15 protein-coding genes are annotated in these 21,816 nt (G+C 36.6%); 11 read left to right on the top strand and 4 right to left on the bottom strand.

Annotated features, from left to right (window positions below):
- Nucleotides 1-334 precede the first annotated feature (334 nt).
- Nucleotides 335-577, bottom strand: a complete 243-nt coding sequence (gene yidD, locus CAO17_RS06865) for a membrane protein insertion efficiency factor YidD (protein WP_085992101.1) — start codon at nucleotides 575-577, stop codon at nucleotides 335-337.
- Nucleotides 578-618: 41 nt separating this feature from the next.
- Nucleotides 619-1,200 carry a glycerol-3-phosphate 1-O-acyltransferase PlsY gene (gene plsY / locus CAO17_RS06860; protein ID WP_085992100.1) on the bottom strand — a complete coding sequence of 194 codons (582 nt, stop codon included), beginning with the start codon at nucleotides 1,198-1,200 and terminating at the stop codon, nucleotides 619-621.
- Nucleotides 1,201-1,548: 348 nt separating this feature from the next.
- Between plsY and CAO17_RS06855 the strand changes: the two genes are divergently transcribed.
- The 8 genes from CAO17_RS06855 to CAO17_RS06820 all read left to right on the top strand — a co-directional run bounded on the left by CAO17_RS06855 (nucleotide 1,549) and on the right by CAO17_RS06820 (nucleotide 14,821).
- Nucleotides 1,549-1,965 (top strand): CoA-binding protein, encoded by a 417-nt coding sequence (locus CAO17_RS06855; RefSeq protein ID WP_085992099.1) that lies wholly within the window; start codon nucleotides 1,549-1,551, stop codon nucleotides 1,963-1,965.
- A 383-nt stretch (nucleotides 1,966-2,348) separates the two neighbouring features.
- Nucleotides 2,349-4,304: a DNA topoisomerase IV subunit B gene (gene parE, locus CAO17_RS06850; protein WP_245831778.1), complete on the top strand. Its 1,956-nt coding sequence runs from the start codon at nucleotides 2,349-2,351 to the stop codon at nucleotides 4,302-4,304.
- 12 nt (nucleotides 4,305-4,316) lie between these two features.
- The gene (gene parC / locus CAO17_RS06845; RefSeq protein WP_085992097.1) at nucleotides 4,317-6,767 is read left to right on the top strand and encodes a DNA topoisomerase IV subunit A; all 2,451 of its coding nucleotides are present in this window, start codon (nucleotides 4,317-4,319) and stop codon (nucleotides 6,765-6,767) included.
- 212 nt (nucleotides 6,768-6,979) lie between these two features.
- The gene (locus tag CAO17_RS06840) at nucleotides 6,980-8,122 is read left to right on the top strand and encodes an acyl-CoA dehydrogenase family protein (protein ID WP_085992096.1); all 1,143 of its coding nucleotides are present in this window, start codon (nucleotides 6,980-6,982) and stop codon (nucleotides 8,120-8,122) included.
- A gap of 78 nt (nucleotides 8,123-8,200) precedes the next feature.
- Entirely contained in the window at nucleotides 8,201-8,413 is a 213-nt protein-coding gene (locus tag CAO17_RS06835; protein ID WP_085992095.1) for an acetyl-CoA carboxylase biotin carboxyl carrier protein subunit, read from the top strand.
- Nucleotides 8,414-8,441: 28 nt separating this feature from the next.
- The gene (locus CAO17_RS06830; protein ID WP_085994425.1) at nucleotides 8,442-9,965 is read left to right on the top strand and encodes an acyl-CoA carboxylase subunit beta; all 1,524 of its coding nucleotides are present in this window, start codon (nucleotides 8,442-8,444) and stop codon (nucleotides 9,963-9,965) included.
- 323 nt (nucleotides 9,966-10,288) lie between these two features.
- Entirely contained in the window at nucleotides 10,289-13,933 is a 3,645-nt protein-coding gene (locus tag CAO17_RS06825; RefSeq protein WP_085992094.1) for a dynamin family protein, read from the top strand.
- Nucleotides 13,934-13,945: 12 nt separating this feature from the next.
- A complete protein-coding gene (locus CAO17_RS06820; protein ID WP_143833728.1) occupies nucleotides 13,946-14,821 on the top strand; it encodes a 5'-3' exonuclease in 876 nt (291 codons plus the stop codon).
- On the opposite strand, the gene CAO17_RS06815 is transcribed toward CAO17_RS06820, so the two are convergent.
- A complete protein-coding gene (locus CAO17_RS06815) occupies nucleotides 14,811-15,944 on the bottom strand; it encodes a zinc-dependent alcohol dehydrogenase (RefSeq protein WP_085992093.1) in 1,134 nt (377 codons plus the stop codon). The two genes, CAO17_RS06820 and CAO17_RS06815, sit on opposite strands and share 11 nt — an antisense overlap.
- 252 nt (nucleotides 15,945-16,196) lie before the next feature.
- Here CAO17_RS06815 and cysK point away from each other — a divergent pair, with 252 nt between their 5' ends.
- A complete protein-coding gene (cysK, locus tag CAO17_RS06810; protein ID WP_085992092.1) occupies nucleotides 16,197-17,120 on the top strand; it encodes a cysteine synthase A in 924 nt (307 codons plus the stop codon).
- Nucleotides 17,121-17,201: 81 nt separating this feature from the next.
- Nucleotides 17,202-18,071, top strand: coding sequence for a fructosamine kinase family protein (locus CAO17_RS06805; protein WP_245831777.1), 870 nt, complete (start codon nucleotides 17,202-17,204; stop codon nucleotides 18,069-18,071).
- Nucleotides 18,072-18,151: 80 nt separating this feature from the next.
- Here the strand turns inward: CAO17_RS06805 and CAO17_RS06800 are convergent, their stop codons facing one another.
- A complete protein-coding gene (locus CAO17_RS06800; RefSeq protein ID WP_085992090.1) occupies nucleotides 18,152-19,198 on the bottom strand; it encodes a C45 family autoproteolytic acyltransferase/hydrolase in 1,047 nt (348 codons plus the stop codon).
- Nucleotides 19,199-19,608: 410 nt separating this feature from the next.
- Here CAO17_RS06800 and CAO17_RS06795 point away from each other — a divergent pair, with 410 nt between their 5' ends.
- Complete coding sequence (locus CAO17_RS06795; RefSeq protein ID WP_085992089.1) at nucleotides 19,609-21,717, top strand: peptidoglycan D,D-transpeptidase FtsI family protein; 2,109 nt, start codon at nucleotides 19,609-19,611, stop codon at nucleotides 21,715-21,717.
- The last annotated feature ends 99 nt before the right edge of the window (nucleotides 21,718-21,816 follow it).

The raw sequence follows: 21,816 nt of genomic DNA, 5'->3' as shown, positions 1-21,816 counted from the left end.
TCACCCAGGTCTTTCATCCTACAGAAGTCTTCGTGTTTTTCTGCGTTAGGTTGTGCTTTGTAATCCCATATTTTATTGGATACTAGTATAAATTAACTATTTAAGATGGTTCATTTAAGTGAAGGTTATTCGACTCTATTAAAAGAAAAGCTCATTTTCTAAAGAACTTTGTCCTGCTTTAAATAGTACGTATAGATTTTCTACTATGGTAGATATGGGGTTATTTATGATGGAAATCGATTCGAGCATCAAACATACTTGCACCCTAATTTTTTATCAAAACAACAATAGGAAGGAAATAGTTAATAAAGAAAGAACAAACGCTATCGATGATTCACGACTTGCGTTTGTTCTTTTTCTCTGTTTTTTCCGGAACATAATCTACACCGCCCGGATGAAATGGATGGCATTTACTTATTCTTTTTACACTTAGAAATAGTCCTTTAAAAAATCCAAACCTTTGAAATGCCTCTAAACTATATGCGGAACAGGTCGGATAAAATCGACAAGTTGCTGGGGTAAAAGGGCTAATTGCATTTCGATAAAATTTGATTAGCCCGATAAAAATATATTTCATTCGCTCACCTTATTTCTGAACGTCTTGAATGATTTTCATTATTACATCCATTTTATCTTTGGTTCTGTTCCTTGTCGAATTCGTTTAATATTTTCACGATGACGATAAAAAACAAAAATAGTTAAGGCAGATAGCAAGATGACTATCCCAATATCCTGAAAGACTAATGCAACCAAGACAGAAACTACTCCCGTTATCATGGAAGAAAGAGATACATATTTTGTTAAATAAAGGGTAAGTAAAAAGGATCCAACCATGATGATAAAGAGAATTGGATTGATTCCTAATATGATACCACCAGATGTGGCAACTGCTTTTCCACCTTTAAATTTAGCGAAAATGGGGTATGTATGACCGAGAACCGCAAAAATACCAATGATTAACTGATTCACATCTGCATCAAATAAAAGTGGAAGGATAACAGCAATAGTTCCTTTTAAAATATCAGATATTGTAACTGTTAACCCAGCTTTCTTTCCTAAGACCCGGAAAGTATTTGTCCCCCCTAAATTACCACTACCATGTTCGCGGATATCTATCTTATATCCTACTTTCCCAACGATGAGAGCAGAAGGGATGGATCCTAATAAATAAGCTATAATGGCAAAAACAATATATTCCATACTTCATCCTACTTTCCATATAATAGTCTCCATCTTTATTTTACCAAAAATTGAGATGGATACCTATAAAATTATTTTATCGCAGGTTAAGGGTCCGTAATACCCTCACCTCAAAAATGGAGGAAAAACGATTCCTTTTAGGTAGGGGAAGGCTTTGTGTCATTCCCCTTGTGGTAAAGTTGCCCCTAAAAGTGCGATTGTTGGGATGAAAGAAAACTCGCACTGATTAAAGATTCACTTTATATTTCATCCATTTATGCTATAGTAAACCATAACGATACTTATTAAGATATAGCAACCGAGAAATGATAACAAGTGTTTATCGAAAATGGAAGGGAGTTGTAACATTTGGCTTGGGAAAATCCTTCAAATGAAACATTAAAGGAAATTTTAGAAAATCATAAAACCATCGCAGTTGTTGGTTTATCCGCTAATCCAGAACGTACTTCATATCAAATTTCAAAAATTATGCAAGATATAGGATATCGTATTATACCAGTTAATCCCACCATTGATGAAGTACTAGGTGAAAAGGCTTATTCGTCCTTAACAGACATTCCTGAAAAATTTGACATCATCAATGTTTTTAGAAGACCAGAGCATCTACCGGAAATTGCAAAAGATGCAGCCCAAACCAATGCTAAAATTTTTTGGGCACAGCAGGGAATTGTCAATGAAGAAGCCTATCATTACCTAAAGGAACGTGACTTTACTGTGATTATGGATTTATGTATTAAAGTAGTTCATTCTGTTTTGGTTAAATAATATAAGGAAAAGGGTGACAAGATATAGTCACCCTTTTTTTTGGCTATTTGCAGAAAATTTATTTGTCATTTATAATGCGAAAACAGTAAGAAGTTTATCGTAGGTTAATGGGCAGTCATACCCCACCTCAAAAATGGAGATAAAAACGAATCCTATTAAGTGGGGGATGAAAGAAAACCCCACTGATTTGAAGATTCACTTTATCCGAGCAATTCCATCCTACTTATTGATTTTTATGCATTCAAATTAGAATTATAGTATACTTATAATCGACTCTATTTGCGCTAAACATGATTATATCAGGGTATTTTACAATACGAAACATTTGTTCTATTATAAAAAATAAGCATGTTAGTTGTAGTTTTGAGGGGAGAGAACATTTATTGACTAAGAATTCAACCCAATATACTGACGAATCCATACAAGTATTAGAAGGTTTAGAAGCCGTTAGGAAAAGACCAGGTATGTATATAGGAAGTACCGACAGTAAAGGTCTACATCATCTTGTTTTTGAAATTGTAGATAATGCTGTTGATGAAGCACTATCTGGGTATGGAGATAAAATAAATGTAACGATACACAAAGATAATAGTATAACAGTTGAAGATAGCGGAAGAGGAATACCTACTGGAACGCATCGAACCGGTAAATCTACGACAGAGGTTATCTTTACTGTCCTCCATGCCGGTGGTAAATTTGGACAGGGTGGCTATAAATCAAGTGGTGGTTTACATGGTGTTGGCGCCTCTGTTGTTAATGCACTTTCCGAGTGGTTAGAGGTTACGATTCACAGGGATGGGGAAACATTTTTCCTACGATTTGAAAATGGTGGCAAGCCTGTCGGTAACCTAGAAAAAAAAGGAAAGACTAGAAAATCAGGAACCGCTATTCATTTTAAACCCGATCCAGAAATTTTCTCAGTAACAACTTATGACCGCGAAATACTATCAGAACGATTAAGAGAATCGGCATTTTTATTAAAAGGACTGACCATTAACTTAAAAGATGAACGTATTGACCAGGACGAAACATTTCATTATCCAAATGGTTTAGAATCCTTTGTTGATTATCTAAATGAGGAAAAAGATACATTACATCCAGTTGTATCTTTTGAAGGGGAACAGGATGGCATAGAGGTAGATTTTGCCTTCCAATTTAATGATGGATATGCAGAAAACATGCTATCTTTTGTTAACCATGTCCGTACACGAGACGGTGGAACGCATGAATCAGGTGCTAGAACAGGAATAACAAGAACGTTTAATGACTATGCGAGAAGAACGTCCCTTTTAAAAGAAAAGGATAAAAACTTAGATGGCTCCGATATTCGCGAGGGAATGACTGCAGTGATTTCTGTACGCATTCCAGAGGATAAGCTTCAATTTGAAGGACAAACAAAAGCAAAGCTTGGAACTACGGAGGCAAGATCTGTAGCAGACGCCATTGTTTCCGAACACCTTGCCTATTTTCTAGAAGAAAATGCGGATGTAGCTTCCATGCTTGTAAAAAAAGCCATCAAAGCAAAAGAAGCAAGAGAAGCTGCACGGAAAGCTAGAGAAGAAGCCAGAACTGGTAAGAAAAAACGAAGAAAAGAAACTCTTCTAAGTGGAAAATTAACGCCAGCACAATCCAAAAATCCGAAACGAAACGAACTATATTTGGTGGAGGGTGATTCCGCTGGGGGATCTGCTAAACAAGGAAGAGATAGGAAATTCCAGGCGATTCTTCCTTTAAGAGGAAAAGTTGTTAATACGGAAAAGGCAAAGCTTCAAGATATTTTCAAGAATGAAGAGATATCAACTATCATTCATACCATTGGTGCCGGTGTCGGGGCTGACTTCAATTTGGAGGATGTCCAGTATGATAAAGTGATTATCATGACTGATGCTGATACGGATGGTGCCCATATTCAAGTATTGCTTTTAACTTTCTTCTACCGTTATATGCGCCCACTCATTGAATCAGGAAAAGTATATATCGCATTACCGCCACTATTTAAAATCTCCAAAGGAAAAGGAAAAAAAGAAAAGATTACTTATGCCTGGAATGAGGAAGATATGAAACAGGCTGCGAAAGCATTCAAAAATGGATATATAATACAACGTTATAAAGGGTTAGGTGAAATGAATGCGGATCAACTTTGGGAAACCACTATGGATCCGGAAACCCGAACACTTATACGAGTATCCATTGATGATCTTGCGCGTGCGGAACGACGGGTAACTACATTAATGGGAGATAAAGTGGAACCTCGAAGAAAATGGATTGAATCACATGTTGATTTTGGGCTTGAAGAGGATGGAACAATCTTAGAAAACGATAAAATATCAAAAAACTAAGGGGGAATTGATTTGTCAGAAGCCGAACAATTTCTTGACCTTCCATTAGAAGAAGTTATTGGTGACCGGTTTGGAAGGTATAGTAAATATATTATTCAAGATAGAGCGCTGCCAGATGCAAGGGATGGACTAAAGCCGGTTCAGCGTCGAATTCTTTATGCCATGCATGAAGAGAGAAATACACATGATAAAGGTTTCCGTAAATCGGCAAAAACAGTTGGTGTGGTAATTGGTAATTATCACCCACACGGGGATTCATCTGTATATGAAGCAATGGTGCGATTAAGTCAAGATTGGAAAATTCGAAATGTATTAGTAGAAATGCATGGTAATAATGGGAGTATCGATGGAGATCCACCTGCGGCAATGCGTTATACTGAAGCACGTCTATCTTCCATTTCGAGTGAGTTATTACGTGACATTGACAAGGAAACCGTTGATTTTATCCCAAACTTTGATGAAACAACTATGGAGCCTATTGTACTTCCGGCAAAATTCCCAAACCTCTTAGTAAACGGTTCAACAGGTATTTCATCTGGATATGCTACTGACATTCCGCCACATAACTTGTCAGAAATCATTGATGGGGTTATTAAGAAAATCGATAACCCAAATGTTACGGTGGAAGAATTAATGGAAGTAATTAAAGGTCCAGATTTCCCTACAGGCGGTATTATTCAAGGGATTGAAGGGATTAAGAAAGCCTATAAGACCGGTAAAGGAAAAATTGTTGTTCGTGGTAAAACAAGTATTGAACCGATTCGTGGGGGCCGTGAACAGATTGTTATTGAAGAAATTCCTTTTGAAGTGAATAAGGCAAATATGGTTAAAAAAATGGATGAACTTAGAATTGATCGTAAAGTAGAAGGAATAGCTGAAGTTCGTGATGAAACAGACCGAACAGGACTCCGAATCGTAATCGAGTTGAAGAAGGATATTAATAGTGAAGGTATCTTGAATTATTTATATAAAAATACGGATCTTCAAGTAACCTATAACTTTAATATGGTAGCAATCAAAGATAGAACTCCTTCCTTGTTATCGTTACCAGAAATGCTAGATGCTTATATTGTTCACCAAAAAGAAGTTGTCACCAGACAAACTGAATTTGATTTAAAAAAGGCTAAAGACAGAGCACACATCGTAGAAGGTTTGATCAAAGCGATATCCATTCTTGATGAGTTGATTGCAACCATTCGTGCCTCGAAAGATAAACAAGATGCTAAAAACCGAATTATAGCAGAATTCGGTTTTACCGACGCACAAGCAGAGGCAATTGTTACATTACAACTGTACCGTTTAACCAATACGGACATTAGACAATTAGAGGAAGAAGCAAAAGAATTACAAGGGAAAATCTCTAAATTTGAAGCTATTTTAAGTAGTGAGAAAAAGCTTTATCAGACGATTAAGCAGGATTTACGTCGAATCAAGAAAACATTTGCAACGGAAAGAAGAACAACTATTGAAGATAAAATTGAGGAACTCAAAATTGATATTGAAGTTATGGTTGCAAGTGAAGATGTACTTGTATCCGTAACAAAGGATGGCTACATAAAGCGCACAAGTCTCCGCTCCTACAGTGCTTCCAATGGGGAAGATTTCGCCATAAAGGACCAGGATTATCTCATTTCATTAATGGAGATAAACACAACGGATACAATCCTCCTATTTACAAACAAAGGAAAATATATTTCTATACCTGTTCATGAACTGCCGGATATACGTTGGAAGGACTTAGGTCAGCATTTATCTCATTTAGCCACACTTGATAAAGAAGAATATGTTGTACAATGTATTCCGGTACGGGAATTTAAAGACGATACCTACCTTCTATTCTTTACGAAGAACGGTATGGTGAAGCGAAGTGAGATGAAATTATATAATGCGAATCGACATTCCAAATCATTAATTGCCTTAAATTTGAAAAAGGATGATGAAGTAGTCAATGTATTTCAAACTAGAGGTCAATCCGATGTATTTATAGCTTCCAATAAGGGATATGGCTTATGGTATCATGAGTCAGAAATAAATGTGGTTGGTCAACGTGCTGGTGGTGTTAAATCCATCCAATTAAAAGACGGCGAATATGTGGTAAATGGACAGGTGTTAGATGTGACAGAAGATCCATCTCTCGTAGTCGTTACACAGCGTGGTTCATGCAAGAGGATGAAATTAAAAGATTTTGAAAAATCTTCAAGAGCTAAGCGTGGACTAACTATGTTACGCGAACTTAAAAGTAAGCCTCACCGAATAAGAGGGTTCTATGTTTTAGAAGAGAATGAAAGTATTGGCTTCTTAACAACGGATGGGGAATTCCATCAATTAAATCCTCTAGAATTGAAAGTTAGTGATCGTTACAGTAATGGTTCTTTTGTCATTGATAGTGATACACACGGTGAAGTTACGGAAGTTTGGAAAGAATCCACATATATTAAACCATTTGATGAATCAAATGAGTAATGTGTTAATAAAATAGAATAAGCCTTTTCTGTATGACCTGGAAAACACTTTTCAGATACAGAACTGAATAAAAAAACTAGGTATGCCTATGATGGGCTGCCTAGTTTCGTTTATCTAAAAAATATGGCTGTTTTCTGGAAGAATGTTGTGAAGACATAAATCAAAGCAACAAAATAGAACGGAAAAAGCCAAAATGAAAGAGGTGTTTTGCGATGGATTTTGAGTTATCAAAAGAACAACAAATGATTCAAGCAACGGTTCGTGATTTCGCCGATAAAGTGATTCGACCTAGAGCTATCGAGATTGATAAAGAAGGAAGATTCCCAATAGATATTTTTAAACAAATGGGAAATTTGGGCCTTCTAGGATTACCATTTCCAGAGAAGTATGGTGGCTCAGGTGGAGATACGATTTCCTATGCGCTTAGTGTAGAGGAAATTGGAAGCGTTTGCGGGAGTACAGGGTTAAGCTATGCAGCGGCTGTATCCCTTGGGGCTAGTCCCATCTACTATTTCGGTACGGAAGAGCAAAAGCAAAAATACTTAAAGCCACTAACTCGTGAAGGAAAATTAGCCTCGTTTGGTTTAACCGAACCGAATGCTGGTTCGGATGCCGGAGGAACAAAAACAACAGCCATTCGCGAAAAAGATGAATTGGTAATTAATGGTGAGAAGTGCTTTATCACCAATGCTAGTTATGCAGATACCTTGATTGTAACAGCAGTGACAGGTAAAAATAAACAAGGAAAAAATACCATCTCTTCTATTATTATCCCAACGGATACAAAGGGGCTTTCCATTTCCAGTAATTACGATAAGATGGGGGTTCGTGGTTCGGATACGGCAGAAATCGTATTAGAAAATGTTCGTGTTCCTATAGAAAATATTCTAGGTGATCCAGATAAAGGCTTTCATCAATTTCTTTATACCTTAGATGGTGGACGTATTTCCATTGCAGCATTGGGGGTAGGGATTGCTCAGGCCTCTTTAGACAAGGCGTTACAATATGCGAAAGAAAGAAAGCAGTTTGGAAAGTCCATTTCTAAATTTCAAGCTATTCAATTTAAATTAGCTGATATGGCTATGGAAGTGGAACTTGCTAGAAACATAGTATATAAAGCAGCATGGCTAAAAGATCAGGGAAAGCCTTTTCGAAAAGAAGCGGCATATGCCAAACTGTTCGCCACGGAAACTGCAACAAGATGTGCGAATCAAGCCATCCAAATACTTGGTGGAAATGGTTATATGAGAGAGTACGAGGTAGAAAGATATTTACGTGATGCCAAGCTATTAGAAATAGGTGAAGGAACGTCCGAGATTCAAAGGCTTGTGATTGCCAGGGAACTAGGTTGCTAGAATGTATTAAGAGAGATTCCTCATAAACTGATTGAAAATTTGCTTTATGAATAAGCATTATTTAAAGGAGGATAAATAATGTCAGAAATAAAAGCGGCTATGGCTGGTAGTATTTGGAAAGTTGTTGCTAGGGAAGGAGATCAAGTAGAAGAAGGTCAAGAGATTGTCATTCTAGAATCGATGAAAATGGAGATCCCCGTTACTACTGAGAAATCGGGAACCATTGTATTAATGAAAGTTTCAGAAGGTGATTTCGTTAACGAAGAGGATGTTATTGCAATTATAGAATAATAGTTAAGGAGGTTATCACTTGTCGTCCATGCATAGATTCCAGGAAGAAAGGGAGAGAATTGCAAAAGGTGGAAAGCCAAAATATCACCAATCCAATGATGAAAAAGGAAAGTTGTTTGTACGAGATCGATTGAAATTATTATTTGATGATGATAGGACCATAGAGGATGGGTTTTTTGCAAATGGTATAGATGACTCTCTACCAGCTGATGGCGTTGTTACAGGAATAGGAAAAATAAATGGTCGGGATGTCTGTGTCATGGCTAATGATTCAACTGTCAAGGCAGGTTCATGGGGAAAACGTACAGTTGAAAAAATTTTACGGATTCAGGAAACGGCATTAAAATTAGAGATACCGATGATTTATTTAGTTGATTCAGCCGGAGCACGTATAACAGATCAAATTGATATGTTTCCCGGGAGACGTGGTGCTGGTCGAATCTTTCATAATCAGATTAAATTGTCTGGGCGGGTACCTCAAGTGTGCTTGTTATTTGGTCCCTCTGCAGCGGGTGGTGCCTATATTCCAGCGTTTTGTGATATTGTCGTAATGGTTGAAGGAAATGCATCCATGTATTTAGGTTCACCAAGAATGGCTGAGAAGGTTATCGGGGAGAGGGTTTCTTTAGAAGAGATGGGTGGGACCAAGATGCATACGTCCGTATCTGGTGTTGGCGACGTATCTGTTGAATCCGAAGAAGAAGCCATTATCTTTGCTCAAAAATATTTATCCTATTTTCCTACCAATTATCGTAGCAAACCAATGGTACAACAGCCTCAAAATACAAAGCATTCCGAGAAATCTATATCAGAATTAATCCCTCCTAGTCAGAATGCAGCATTTAATATGTATGATTTAATTGATTTGGTTATTGATGAGAACAGTTTTTGTGAAATAAAAAAGAAGTTTGCACCAGAAATAATAACAGGGCTAGGGAGAGTCAATGGAAAATCCATTGGCATCATCGCCAACCAACCACGGGTAAAAGGCGGGGTGCTTTTTACGGATTCGGCAGATAAAGCAGCCAAATTTATCCAGCTATGTGATGCCTTCCATATTCCATTACTATTTCTCACAGACGTGCCCGGATTTATGATTGGTACAAAAGTAGAACGACAAGGGATAATTAGGCATGGTGCTAAAATGATTTACGCCATGAGCGAGGCTACGGTTCCGAAGATTTCTGTTATTGTAAGAAAAGCCTATGGTGCAGGTTTATATGCCATGGCTGGTCCGGCATTTAAACCAGATTGTGTGCTAGCATTTCCTAATGCTCAAATTGCTGTAATGGGACCAGAAGCTGCTGTTAATGCTGTATATGCAAATCAGATAGAAAAACTTCCTGAAGAAGAACGTGTTAACTTTATTAAAGAAAAACAAAATGAGTACCAAGATGAAATTGATATTTATCGATTAGCATCCGAGTTGGTGGTGGATGATATCATTGATCCTGACCGACTGAGAGAGGAGCTTATCAAACGCTTTTCGTTTTATGATACGAATATTGTTGGTGCAGGTGTAGAAAGGAAGCACGGGATTTATCCTGTTTAATAGAGGATATTTGTTTAGTATGGGGAATCTAGAAGCATCTAGTTTCCTTTTTCTTTTGTTAGAAAAATAGGAAGAAGTACGTATTGTGATAGTGACCATGGGAGAGCAGATCCAAGTAGACAACTTATTATTTACAATAATAATATTATGTAAACAAGTGATTGGTATACTAAGTAGAGGAGATGTCATTCGCTACATGACATTAGATGTGATAAGACGCCTTCACTCCTGATTTTTACCATACTTTTGGAACTACCCCTAGAATAAACGCCTTAACTTCCGTATAATAGTTGATAAGTTAGGGATAAGGAGAAGGGGCAGACATGAATAGTATAGAAATAAAAAGTAAAAAATCAACAATGGGATTAGAGCATTTAACTGCTCTTTATAAACTGATGATGGATAATGGAGACCACGCATCAGCTAAGAAAATAGTAGACTTGTATGATAAACGGGATAAAAATGAATGGTTGATTAGTTTTTCTGGTCACTTTTCGGCTGGAAAATCATCCATGATTAATGCATTAGTTGGGGAAGAAATATTGCCGAAAAGCCCAATACCAACCAGTGCTAATGTAGTAAAAATTACATCTGGTGAGGGTTTTGCTCGGGTATATTTATATAATGATGAAATCCTGGAATTTAAGGAACCGTATGATATCGATCAAATCAAGGAGTATTCAAAAAACAAGAACGATATCAAGGAAATTGAAATAAGTACTGGTGAGCAGTTTATTCCGGCACATTGTGCTTTGATGGATACACCTGGAATTGATGCAGCGGATGATGCGGATCGAATTATGACGGAGTCTTCCTTACATTTAGTGGATGTACTATTTTATGTAATGGACTATAATCATGTTCAGTCTGAGGTAAACCTGCAATTTTTACAGTCCATTCAAGAAAAAGGAATTCCTTACTATGTCATTATCAATCAAATTGATAAGCATGATGAGGAAGAATTAACCTTTAAACATTTTCAGCAAAGTATTTATCAAACCTTTGATCAATGGAATATTAAACCAGTGAATGTATTTTATTCTTCATTAATGGACCCAACCGTCAAAAACAATCAATTTGCAGAGATTCAACAAACACTTTTTCGAATGATGAGTCGTGATCCTAATCAACCAATTGAAATAAACAGCTCTCTGAAGCAGGTTGTGGAAGAACATAAAGTATTCTTGAAGGATGCATATGAATCACAGATAAATACGGATTTAGATGAAAAGGAATTAGAAGAACGTTTGGATGAAATGGAAAAGATTCATACAAATCTTAAGACATTACAAGGTGAAGCTAGTAGTCTTGCAAGAGAATGTAATGAAGAATTACAAAGTACTTTAAGTAACGCTTATCTCATGCCAGCTAAACTGAGAGACAAAGCACATGAATTTTTAGAGTCCCAACAAAGCAATTTTAAGGTAGGTTTTTTTTCCTCCAAGAAAAAGACACAGCATGAAAAAGAAAGAAGATTAGATGAATTTTTACATCCACTACAAGAAACAATGGAAGCATCCATCCAATGGAAACTAAGAGAAAAGTTCGGCCAGTTATTGGATAAACACGAAATAAATGATCAGGAATTATTAGGACAAGTTCAGTCCTTAGAGATACAATACGATGAAAGGGATTTAATCAAATTAATCAATCCTGGAGCAAAGGTAAATGGAGATTATGTGCTAAATTATACCAAAGAGGTAGCTAATGATATTAAAAATAAATATAGACGGGAATTAAGTGATTTCATTTCCCAAATTAAAAATAGAGTATCAGAGAAGAACCGTCTGAAGGAAAACGATTATAAGGATCGGTTATCACAGTTAGAACAAGTACAGAACTATAAACAGAAAAAAGACCAGTTGGATAAGGAATATAAAGACAAGCTACATCTCATGGAGACTCTATTAGACGAGCCAAATCCAAGTGCAATCGATTGGGAGAGAATAGAATCTGCAAGAAATAAAAAGCTACAAAATATTAAACACGTGGATGAACCTATTGAATTTAATGTAAAAGATAAAGTTGATGAAGCAGTAGAAAGGAAACGAGAAGATGCTACTGCACAGCAAACAGTCACTGGTCAATTATCCGTTGAAGAAGTTGTAAGTAGTATTGAAAAAACAATAAACAGTATTGGTGACTTACCTGGATTCGAAACACTTCAAGAGGACTTGAAGGAAAAAAGCAAGCGATTAACGAACCGCTCCTATACCATTGCCTTGTTTGGTGCTTTTAGTGCAGGAAAATCTTCCTTTGCTAATGCTTTAATTGGAGAGAATGCTTTACCAGTATCACCAAATCCAACTACTGCTACAGTCAATCGAATTTGCCCTGTAACAGATAAATATAAGCATGGAACGGTTGTTGTTACTTTAAAGGATGACCAAACGTTAGTACATGACTTGCAACAGATGATGAAGAAGTTTTCACCAAAAGAAACAGAATTCCAATCCCTTTTACAGTGGATGGAAAAGGAAAATATTCATAATAGCAATCAATTGAATAAAATGTATCAATCCTATTTACATGCTCTTTTAAAAGGTTACGAACAAAACAAGGATTCGATTGGAAAGCAAATTGAAATTACGCTAGATGACTTTGAAGCCTATGTGACCGATGAATCTATTGCATGTTATATCGAATCTATAGATTTGTATTATTCTAGTGCTTTAACCGATCAAGGAATTACATTAGTCGATACACCGGGAGCGGATTCCGTCAATGCTCGCCATACGAATGTTGCGTTTGAATATATCAAACATGCTGATGCGATTCTTTATGTAACCTATTATAATCATGCATTATCACGTGCAGACAGAGACTTTCTGATGCAATTAGGCAGAGTAAAGGAAGCATTCCAGCTAGATAAAATGTTCTTTATGGTCAATGCTGCAGATTTAGCTCATGACGAAAAAGAACTTTCTTTAGTAGTTGACTATGTTCAAGAACAATTATTAGAACTAGGGATTCGATTACCTAGACTTTATCCTGTTTCTAGTAAACAATCATTAAAAGAAAAACAAAACAAGCTAGCATTAAACGAACAAATGACCGTTTTTGAAGAGTCATTCTATTCCTTTATCAATCATGACCTAGCTTCATTAACAGTTGATGCGGCACTATGGGATATGAAACGAACCTTGCATGCTCTGACAAACTATATCCAATCGATGAACTTGGATGAGTCAGAAAAGGAAAGAAGAAGACTAGAGCTAACGGAGAAGAAGGATACACTTCGGGAACAATTGGTAAATAGTGATACATCTATCTATGATGACCGGATTCGTGATAAAATGGATAAGCAACTTTATTATGTAAATGAGAGATTAGGTATTCGTTTCCATGATATGTTTAAGGAGTATTTCAATCCTACAACCATCACAGAGTCAGGAAAAAAAGCACATCGTCAATTAAGGGCTAATTTGGAGAGTTTAATAGATTATGTTGGATATGAGCTTTATCAGGAATTGCAAGCCGTATCCTTACGACTCGAAGCATTTTTGCAAGAAACGGCTAATGATTTTTATGAAACCATTAGAAGTCGTAGCATCGAAATGGATGAACTTTTTGACCTTGGTAACTGGCCTCAACAGGATATAGAAACACCTAAATATCAGATAGCTTTTCAAGAAATAAATTTGTCCGTTTTTGATAAGGCTATAACGACTTTTAGAGGAACAAAAGCCTTTTTTGAGAAGAATGAAAAGGAACAAATGAAGGATCAATTGTATTCCATCCTATCCCCGTTTGCCAAGGAATATATCGACCAAAATAAATTGGTGATGCAGGATGGTTATTTTGAGCAATGGAAAGAAATCGCAGAACGTATGAAGAACTTTGCTACCAGCTCTATCGAAAATCATGTAAAAAATTATGAGGAAATGATGGAGTCAACACTCGATATGTCTGTACTAGTAGCTAAGAAAAATAACGTACAATCGGAATTAGAAAAGCATGGAATCTAAGGAAGTGTAAATGTGGAAAAAAATAAAATTTTATTAGTGGACGGGATGGCATTGTTATTTCGTGGATTTTTTGCTACATCCTTTAGAGGAAACTTCATGAAAAATCCCAAAGGAATCCCGACAAACGGTATTTATCAATTCTTGCGTTACTTTTTAGATGCAGTGGATAAATTTGAACCAACCCATGCAATTTGCTGCTGGGACATGGGAAGTAAAACTTTTCGTACAGAACTATATGACGGGTACAAATCAAATCGTGATGCACCGCCAGAGGAATTAGTTCCGCAATTTGATTTAGTTAAAGAAGTTGTTAGCGCATTTGACATGCCGAATATTGGTCTGGAGAATTTTGAAGCGGATGATTGTATCGGAACCCTGGCTACATCCTATTCAAAAGAGCATGAGGTTATTATCCTAACTGGCGATCAGGATATTCTTCAGCTTGTCGATACAAATATTCAGGTCGCTATTATGCGTAAGGGACAGGGGAATTACGAGGTATTTTCCATGGATAACTTTTATGAGAAAAAAGGAGTTTTTCCTAAACAAATAATAGATATGAAAGGCTTAATGGGAGATACGTCTGATAATTATCCTGGAGTAAAAGGAATTGGAGAAAAGACAGCTCTAAAATTACTCCAGGAATATGAATCCATTGATAACGTATTGGAAAATATAGATAACCTATCAAAAGGGATTCAAACAAAAATCAAAAATAATTTGGATATGCTACATCTATCAAGAACACTTGCTGAGATTAAATGTGATGTACCAGTAAACTGTTCACTTGATGAGGCCATTTGGCAATTGGATGAAGCCAAAGTACGTCATAAATTTTCCGAGCTTGAGTTTAATCATTTCAATAAATTACTAAAAGCTACGGTTTAAGAACTACTTTGATACAATTATCCGTCCTCGAATTAAACATATCATAAGCTTTATCTGCCTTATCTAATGGAAGGCAATGGGTTATAATATCGGTTGGATCGAACTTTTCATCCACTATTTGATTGTAAAGCTCCTGCATGTAAGCACGTGCAGGGGCTTGTCCCATTTTTAAGGTAATATTTCTCGTAAAAAAGGGGCCGAGTGGAAACATATTATATAAACCTCCATAAACTCCTGTTAGCTGAACGATTCCAGCCTTGCGAACTGCTTTGGTCGCAATTTGTATAGGACCAAGCGTCCCACCTTGAAGCTTCAGCTTTTGTTCTGCAAATTCTAGTGGCGACTTTTTCCCATCCATTCCAACACAATCAATAACAACATCTGCGCCACCCTTCGTTAACTCTTTTAATTTCTCACCCATATCTTCATACTGGGTAAAATCAAATATTTCTGTTTTATTCATATTCTTGGAATGGTTTAGACGATAATCATAATGATCAATGGCTATTACTCGTTCAGCCCCTTTTTGCCATGCAAATTTCTGTGCCATTAACCCAATTGGTCCACATCCTAAAACAATTACAGTATCCCCTGGCTTGACTCCTGCATGTTCCACACTCCAATAAGCGGTTGGTAGAACATCCGATAAAAATAAGAGATGCTCATCATCGAGCTCACAATCTTCAGGTATTACAAAGGGGGTATAATTGCCAAAAGGAACACGAAGGTATTCAGCTTGCCCACCCGGATAATTTCCAAATTTCTCTGTATAACCAAAATATCCTCCTGAATCATAGTGTGGATTGGAATGGTCGCATTGACTTTCCAGATGTTGGTTACAGTAATGGCAATTTCCACAGGCTACAGTAAATGGTATAACCACCCGATCTCCTTTTTTAACCTTTGTTACGTCTGGTCCGACCTCTTCTACTATTCCCATTGGTTCATGCCCAATAATATAATTCATTGGTATGGGCATATTCCCTTGGTATAGATGTAAATCCGAGCCACAAATCGCTGTGGAAGTAATTCGTATAATGACGTCCTCTGCTTCTTTTATTACAGGATCAGCTACATTTTTAACACCAACATTATATTTTCCCTGGTATGTTACAGCCTTCATGACATACGACTCCTCCTATTTATCCTCATCTTAATCCTATCGTTCTTCATTCGTATTAAAATTATTCAATGGGGATAGGCACCTACATTTTGTTATTCGCCACAAGTGAATCATGAAAAGGAATAAACCGAGTATACCCATGGGGAATAAATATAAATAATGGAAATGAACTAAGATAACCGTTATAATTGAACTATATGATGAAAGGTAAAATTATAATAGATGTTACAGAATAGAAAGTAGGGTTTAACAGTGAGAGTGGTTGAAAATGTATCAGAGTTAATTGGTGAAACGCCGATTGTTAAATTAAATAAAATCGTACCAGAGGATGCAGCTGATATTTATCTAAAGCTAGAAATGTTTAATCCAAGTAAAAGTGTAAAGGATCGCGCAGCGTTTAATATGATTAAAGTTGCGGAGGAAGAAGGATACATAAAACCTGGTGATACCATTATTGAACCTACTAGTGGAAACACAGGTATTGGCTTAGCCATGAATGCTGCAGCAAGAGGGTATAAAGCAATATTAGTTATGCCTGACAACAGTACAATGGAGCGAAGAAACATTCTCCAAGCATATGGTGCTGAAATCGTCTTAACACCTAGTGAGGAAAAGATGCCTGGCTGCATAAGAAAGGCTAAAGAACTTCAAGAAAAAATTCCTGGAAGTTTTATTCCTCAACAATTTGAAAATGAAGCAAATCCCGATATCCACCGTACAACAACTGCAAAAGAAATTCTTGAACAAATGGATGATCAATTAGATGCTTTCGTATGCACAGCTGGAACTGGCGGTACGGTAACAGGTACTGGTGAAACATTAAAAGAAAGGATTTCTAATTTGCACGTAGCAGTAGTAGAGCCTCAGGGTTCACCAGTCTTATCGGGAGGAAAACCTGGAAAACATAAGTTAGTTGGAACTAGTCCTGGTTTCATTCCTAGTATTTTGAATACAAACGTATATGACGAAATTATCAAAATCCAAGACGATGATGCCATTACTACATTAAGGAAATTAGCAAGATTAGAAGGGATATTCATCGGACCATCAGGGGCAGCAGCAGTTTATGCTGCAATGGAAGTGGCGAAAAAACTAGGGAAGGGAAAACGAGTAGTTTGTCTAGCACCAGACACAGGAGAACGTTATTTAAGCATGAATTTATTTGATGAAGAGTAAAATGGTGTACCTATGACTATCGTAAAATCGAATAGTCATAGGTATTTATGTTTCCGCATTAACGGGAAGGAGGAGTGTAGATTGAGCTTTAAAGAAACATTGAACAAAGTAGTACATCAAATGGAAGGGAACGACAACTTCACTGATGTTCAACCTGTTTCTGGTGGAGACATCAATGAAGCTTATTATATTCGAACCAATAATAATGAATATTTCATGAAACTAAACAAACAAGTGGATCCATCTTTTTTTACGATAGAAGCTAAAGGTCTTTCTATGTTAAAAGATACGAAAACGATTGATGTACCTGCCGTATATGGGGTATATGAAGAAGATGGTATTCCCATGTTGTGGCTGGAATGGATTGAGGGTAATAAACATAATGATACGGATTCCTTATTAGGAGAGAGATTAGCAACACTGCACCTTAGCGAAGCTTCTGGATTTGGATGGGAAGAAACTACATACATAGGCAAGCATAAACAAGCAAATACCATTCTTCCTTCTTGGACCGACTACTATCGTGATTATCGTTTAAAAGGTCAACTCGAGATTGGGCGTAATAAAGGTTTAATTTCAGGAAAAAGAGAAAAAAACTTAATGAAACTAATGGAAAGGTTAGATAAATGGCTTCCTAAGAATCCAAAACCAAGCATCTTACACGGTGATTTGTGGGGTGGGAATTGGATGGTTGGCAATAATGGAAACCCATATTTAATTGACCCGTCGATATTATACGGTGATCATGAATTTGAAATAGCCTTTACGGAATTATTTGGAGGCTTTTCAAAGAAATTCTATCAAGCTTATCATGCTACTTTCCCGCTTTCAGATAGCTATGACGATCGTAAAGATATATATCAACTATATTATTTGTTGGTCCATTTAAATCTTTTCGGTGAAATTTATGGTGGCACAGTGGATCGAATCTTAAAAAAATATATGGATTAAACCATGCATGTTTTAGTTGTATTTGAATATGAATGGTATTAATCATGTCCAAACGTCTGTGGACGTCAAAAAGGTGACGGTCACAGACGTTCCATATTTACAAAGATAGAATGAGAATAAAGCTCACCTTTTACTTTTGTTGCATGAAGGTTTTTTCCCTGAAGCCATTCATTAAAATTAACAATGTATGGTGGTCGATCCCCACCAAGAGACAACCATGCTTTTAATTCTTTTGGAAAATAGCCTGTAGTATGAATGGTACCTGCCCATGCTCCATATTTTGTTGAAAAAACCTCGCCATTGATATCATTCATCATACGAAATGCTTTATATCCATCCGTTATATCACTTTCCTGTTTTTGCATCGATTCCATTCGCTTAATGGAATCATCCATTCGGTACCGATTTTCATCAGTTAAGACTTCAAAATGGTTGGTACAAGCATTCGATTTTCTAGAGGTGACTTTACGTGGAGAGCACTCAACAACAGTTGATTCCCCGCTGTGATCCAATAGTATATAATTAAAGGAATGCCTATGAGGGACTTCTTGAAGTAAATCAATCGCTTCCTTCGTGTTTGCGCAATTTTCTAACACAATCCGACCAATCATGTTACAAACGAAGCCATCATCGGATTTTTTACGATGAACAAAATTATATCCGAGAGCAAGGCCTTTTTCATTCAATCCATCTGTTCTTCCGGTGATTTGCATGGTCGGTCCAATGGTTGCATAACCTCCATCTGTTGGTTGATAAGCAACATACCTTCCTTCATATGTGATAGGGTCATTATCATAATTTCTTATTAGAAAGTTTTCTCCAGAAAAGGTAGAACAGCCGCTTCTTCCATATTCTAAATAATATCCACCAAATTCTATTAATGCCTGTTTGGTATTCATTGCTAATGAATCGGCGAGTCCGTTAATTTCTTCCATGATAGCTGGAGAAAAACGCTTCATTGTATCCACTACGATTTTTTCATCTACATGAAAATTTCGCTTATTAGCACTCCATTGTTTCTTCCTGTTCTCTAAAATCGGAGAATTCTTTAATAATTCCCCTTGCATATATCCAAAATCATAATGACTTCCCCGAAATTGAATGATGTCACTATATACATACCTCATAAAATTCTCCTTTACAATGCTATTCAAAGTATAGTTTAACCAATTTCCCTAGAAAAGTAGTGAATATCCCATTTATATTCAGCCATTCTATATTACTTTAAGACGGAAATAGGAATGATTCCACTAAAAAGCATGTAAATTGGGGGTCTAAATAATGTATAAAAGGCCAATTAACCACCTAGGCAGAAATAAAAACAATCATTGAAAACCCCTTTGAAAGTTTAAAGAGGGGATACATTTTGGTTTATCGCTAAATGTTATGGATTGAATTTGATGAAGGTTATTATACTGCAAATAATCTGGGACGATTGATTACTTTTTCTACACTTTAAAATAACTATTCAGTCTATCAATATGTTAATATAAAGAATAGATTCCAAAAGAAATCGATGAAATTAAGGAGAAGGGGAATGAGCAAAAAAAGGAAACAAAGGAAGAAAAAACAGCTTCCCATTCGGGTTAATATATTGTTCTTTGCCATATTTATTATGTTTTCTGTATTAATTCTACAACTGGGTGTTGTTCAAATTCTAAATGGAGAAGAATTCCAAAAAGAGATAGATCGAACCATTAAGGATGTAACAAAAATACCGGTTCCACGAGGAAAAATTTATGACAGGAATCATGATCTTATTGTCGACAATGATGCTGTATATTCCATAACTTATACACCGGAAAAGGGAACGCAAGCAGAAGAACGGCTAAAAGTAGCTATAGAGTTGTCTAAATACATTACGATGGTACCGGAAGATGTTGATGACCCAGAGGCATACTACGATGATATTTTAACAGAAAGAAATTTAAAGGAATATTGGTATTTATTAAATAAAGAAGAAGCTGACAGCAGATTATCAGCAGAAGAACGTGAAGATTTAAGTAATGCAGAAGCTTATAATAAAACCTTAGATTTGATAACGGAAGAAGAGATTAGTCATTTTACTTTAGAAGATAAGGAAATTATTGCTATTAAAAGAGAGCTAGATAAGGCATATTCCTTGACACCACAAATTGTTAAAAATGAAGGTGTGACTCCTGAAGAATATGCAAGAGTATCTGAACATCTGAGTGAATTGCCAGGTATAAATGCAACAACGGATTGGAATCGTCAATACCCATATGGTTCTACTCTCAGAAGTATATTAGGATCAATTACGACACAAGAACAAGGAATTCCTGCAGCTAAGGAAGACTATTTTCTTACTAGAGGATACAGTAGAAATGATAGAGTAGGAACTAGTGGTCTCGAACAACAATATGAATCTCTTTTACGTGGTAGAAAAGAGCAAATTCAATACACCACTTCAAGAGAAGGAGTGGTTATAGGTACCGAAACGGTTGTGGAAGGCCAAAGAGGAAAAGATCTTGTTTTAACAATTGATATGGAGTTTCAACAAGCGGTAGATAAGATTGTAAAAGAGGAACTTCAGGCAGCAAAAAGAAAATATCCTTATGAAAATCGATATTTGCAAGATGCTATAGCTGTTTTCATGAATCCTCAGACAGGAGAATTGTTATCCGTTTCAGCCATACATTACGATAAAGAAGATAAAGAATATGAGAACGCTGGATTTAGAGCATTTTCCGATTCACATACCCCTGGATCGGTTGTAAAGGGAGCTACGATATTAGCTGGTTTAGAATCCGGGGCCATTTCTCCGGGTACTACCTTTTTTGACCGGCCATTCCAGCCACGATATTCACCGGTTTATAGATCCTGGACGAGTAGTTTAGGTCTTATGAATGATATTTCAGCATTAAAGAGATCTTCTAACGTATATATGTTCTACACTGCTTTACGAATGATGGGCGAAAACAGATATCCATTTCCAGATGGAGGGATTCCGCAAAATTTTAGCACCGAGGATTTTCGAGAATTTCGAAATTATTTTAAACAGTTCGGTCTCGGTGTCAAAACTGGAGTTGATTTTCCACATGATTCTAATGGATATCAAGGGACAAATTTAACATCTGGTATGATGATGTACCAAGCAATTGGACAGTTTGATCAGTACACTGGCATGCAGCTGGCACAGTATGTTTCAACTATTGCAAATGGCGGATATCGAGTTCGTCCACACTTTCTGAAGGAAGTACGTGAGCCAATTCCATCACAGACAGAATTAGGTCCTATTTTCCAAACAGTAAAGACGGAATATCTGAATAAAGTTACGATGGACGAGAGCTATATTGATCGCGTACAGGAGGGATTCCGTCAAGTATTCCAAGAACCTGGTGGCACAGCATATAGCTACTTTAGAGGGGTAGACTATAAACCAGCTGGAAAAACAGGAACCGCGGAAACAGCTAAATACGCTGAGGATGGTAGTGGTTTATTAGCAGAAACAACCAATCATATTTTGGTCGGATATGCTCCACATGATAATCCAGAAATAGCTTTTTCTGTTATTGTACCTTTATCAGGTAAGGGAACTAGTCACCCAACCCATCACAATATCGCTAGAAGAGCTTTAGATACGTATTTTGAAATGAAACAGGAAAATAAAAGTGGCGAAGAATAATAGGAAGTAGTAGAATGATAGAAGTAGTATAGCAGTAAAAGCCAGAGAGTTTTTACTGCTATTCATTTTTCAGTATGTCCTTGGAATTGTACTAACAGG

The sequence above is a fragment of the Oceanobacillus senegalensis genome, from assembly GCF_900176885.1.
GTDB classification, from domain to species: Bacteria; Bacillota; Bacilli; order Bacillales; family Amphibacillaceae; genus Oceanobacillus; species Oceanobacillus senegalensis.
This window is presented reverse-complemented; position numbering and strand designations above follow the sequence as displayed.

Bases quoted from the DNA above. Each gene is read 5' to 3' on its own strand.
- CAO17_RS06800 (WP_085992090.1), bottom strand. From the start codon at position 19,198: ATGAGGTATGTATATAGTGACATCATTCAATTTCGGGGAAGTCATTAT.
- yidD (WP_085992101.1), bottom strand. From the start codon at position 577: ATGAAATATATTTTTATCGGGCTAATCAAATTTTATCGAAATGCAATT.
- plsY (WP_085992100.1), bottom strand. From the start codon at position 1,200: ATGGAATATATTGTTTTTGCCATTATAGCTTATTTATTAGGATCCATC.
- CAO17_RS06825 (WP_085992094.1), top strand. From the start codon at position 10,289: ATGAATAGTATAGAAATAAAAAGTAAAAAATCAACAATGGGATTAGAG.
- CAO17_RS06840 (WP_085992096.1), top strand. From the start codon at position 6,980: ATGGATTTTGAGTTATCAAAAGAACAACAAATGATTCAAGCAACGGTT.
- CAO17_RS06795 (WP_085992089.1), top strand. From the start codon at position 19,609: ATGAGCAAAAAAAGGAAACAAAGGAAGAAAAAACAGCTTCCCATTCGG.
- CAO17_RS06830 (WP_085994425.1), top strand. From the start codon at position 8,442: ATGCATAGATTCCAGGAAGAAAGGGAGAGAATTGCAAAAGGTGGAAAG.
- CAO17_RS06835 (WP_085992095.1), top strand. From the start codon at position 8,201: ATGTCAGAAATAAAAGCGGCTATGGCTGGTAGTATTTGGAAAGTTGTT.
- CAO17_RS06815 (WP_085992093.1), bottom strand. From the start codon at position 15,944: ATGAAGGCTGTAACATACCAGGGAAAATATAATGTTGGTGTTAAAAAT.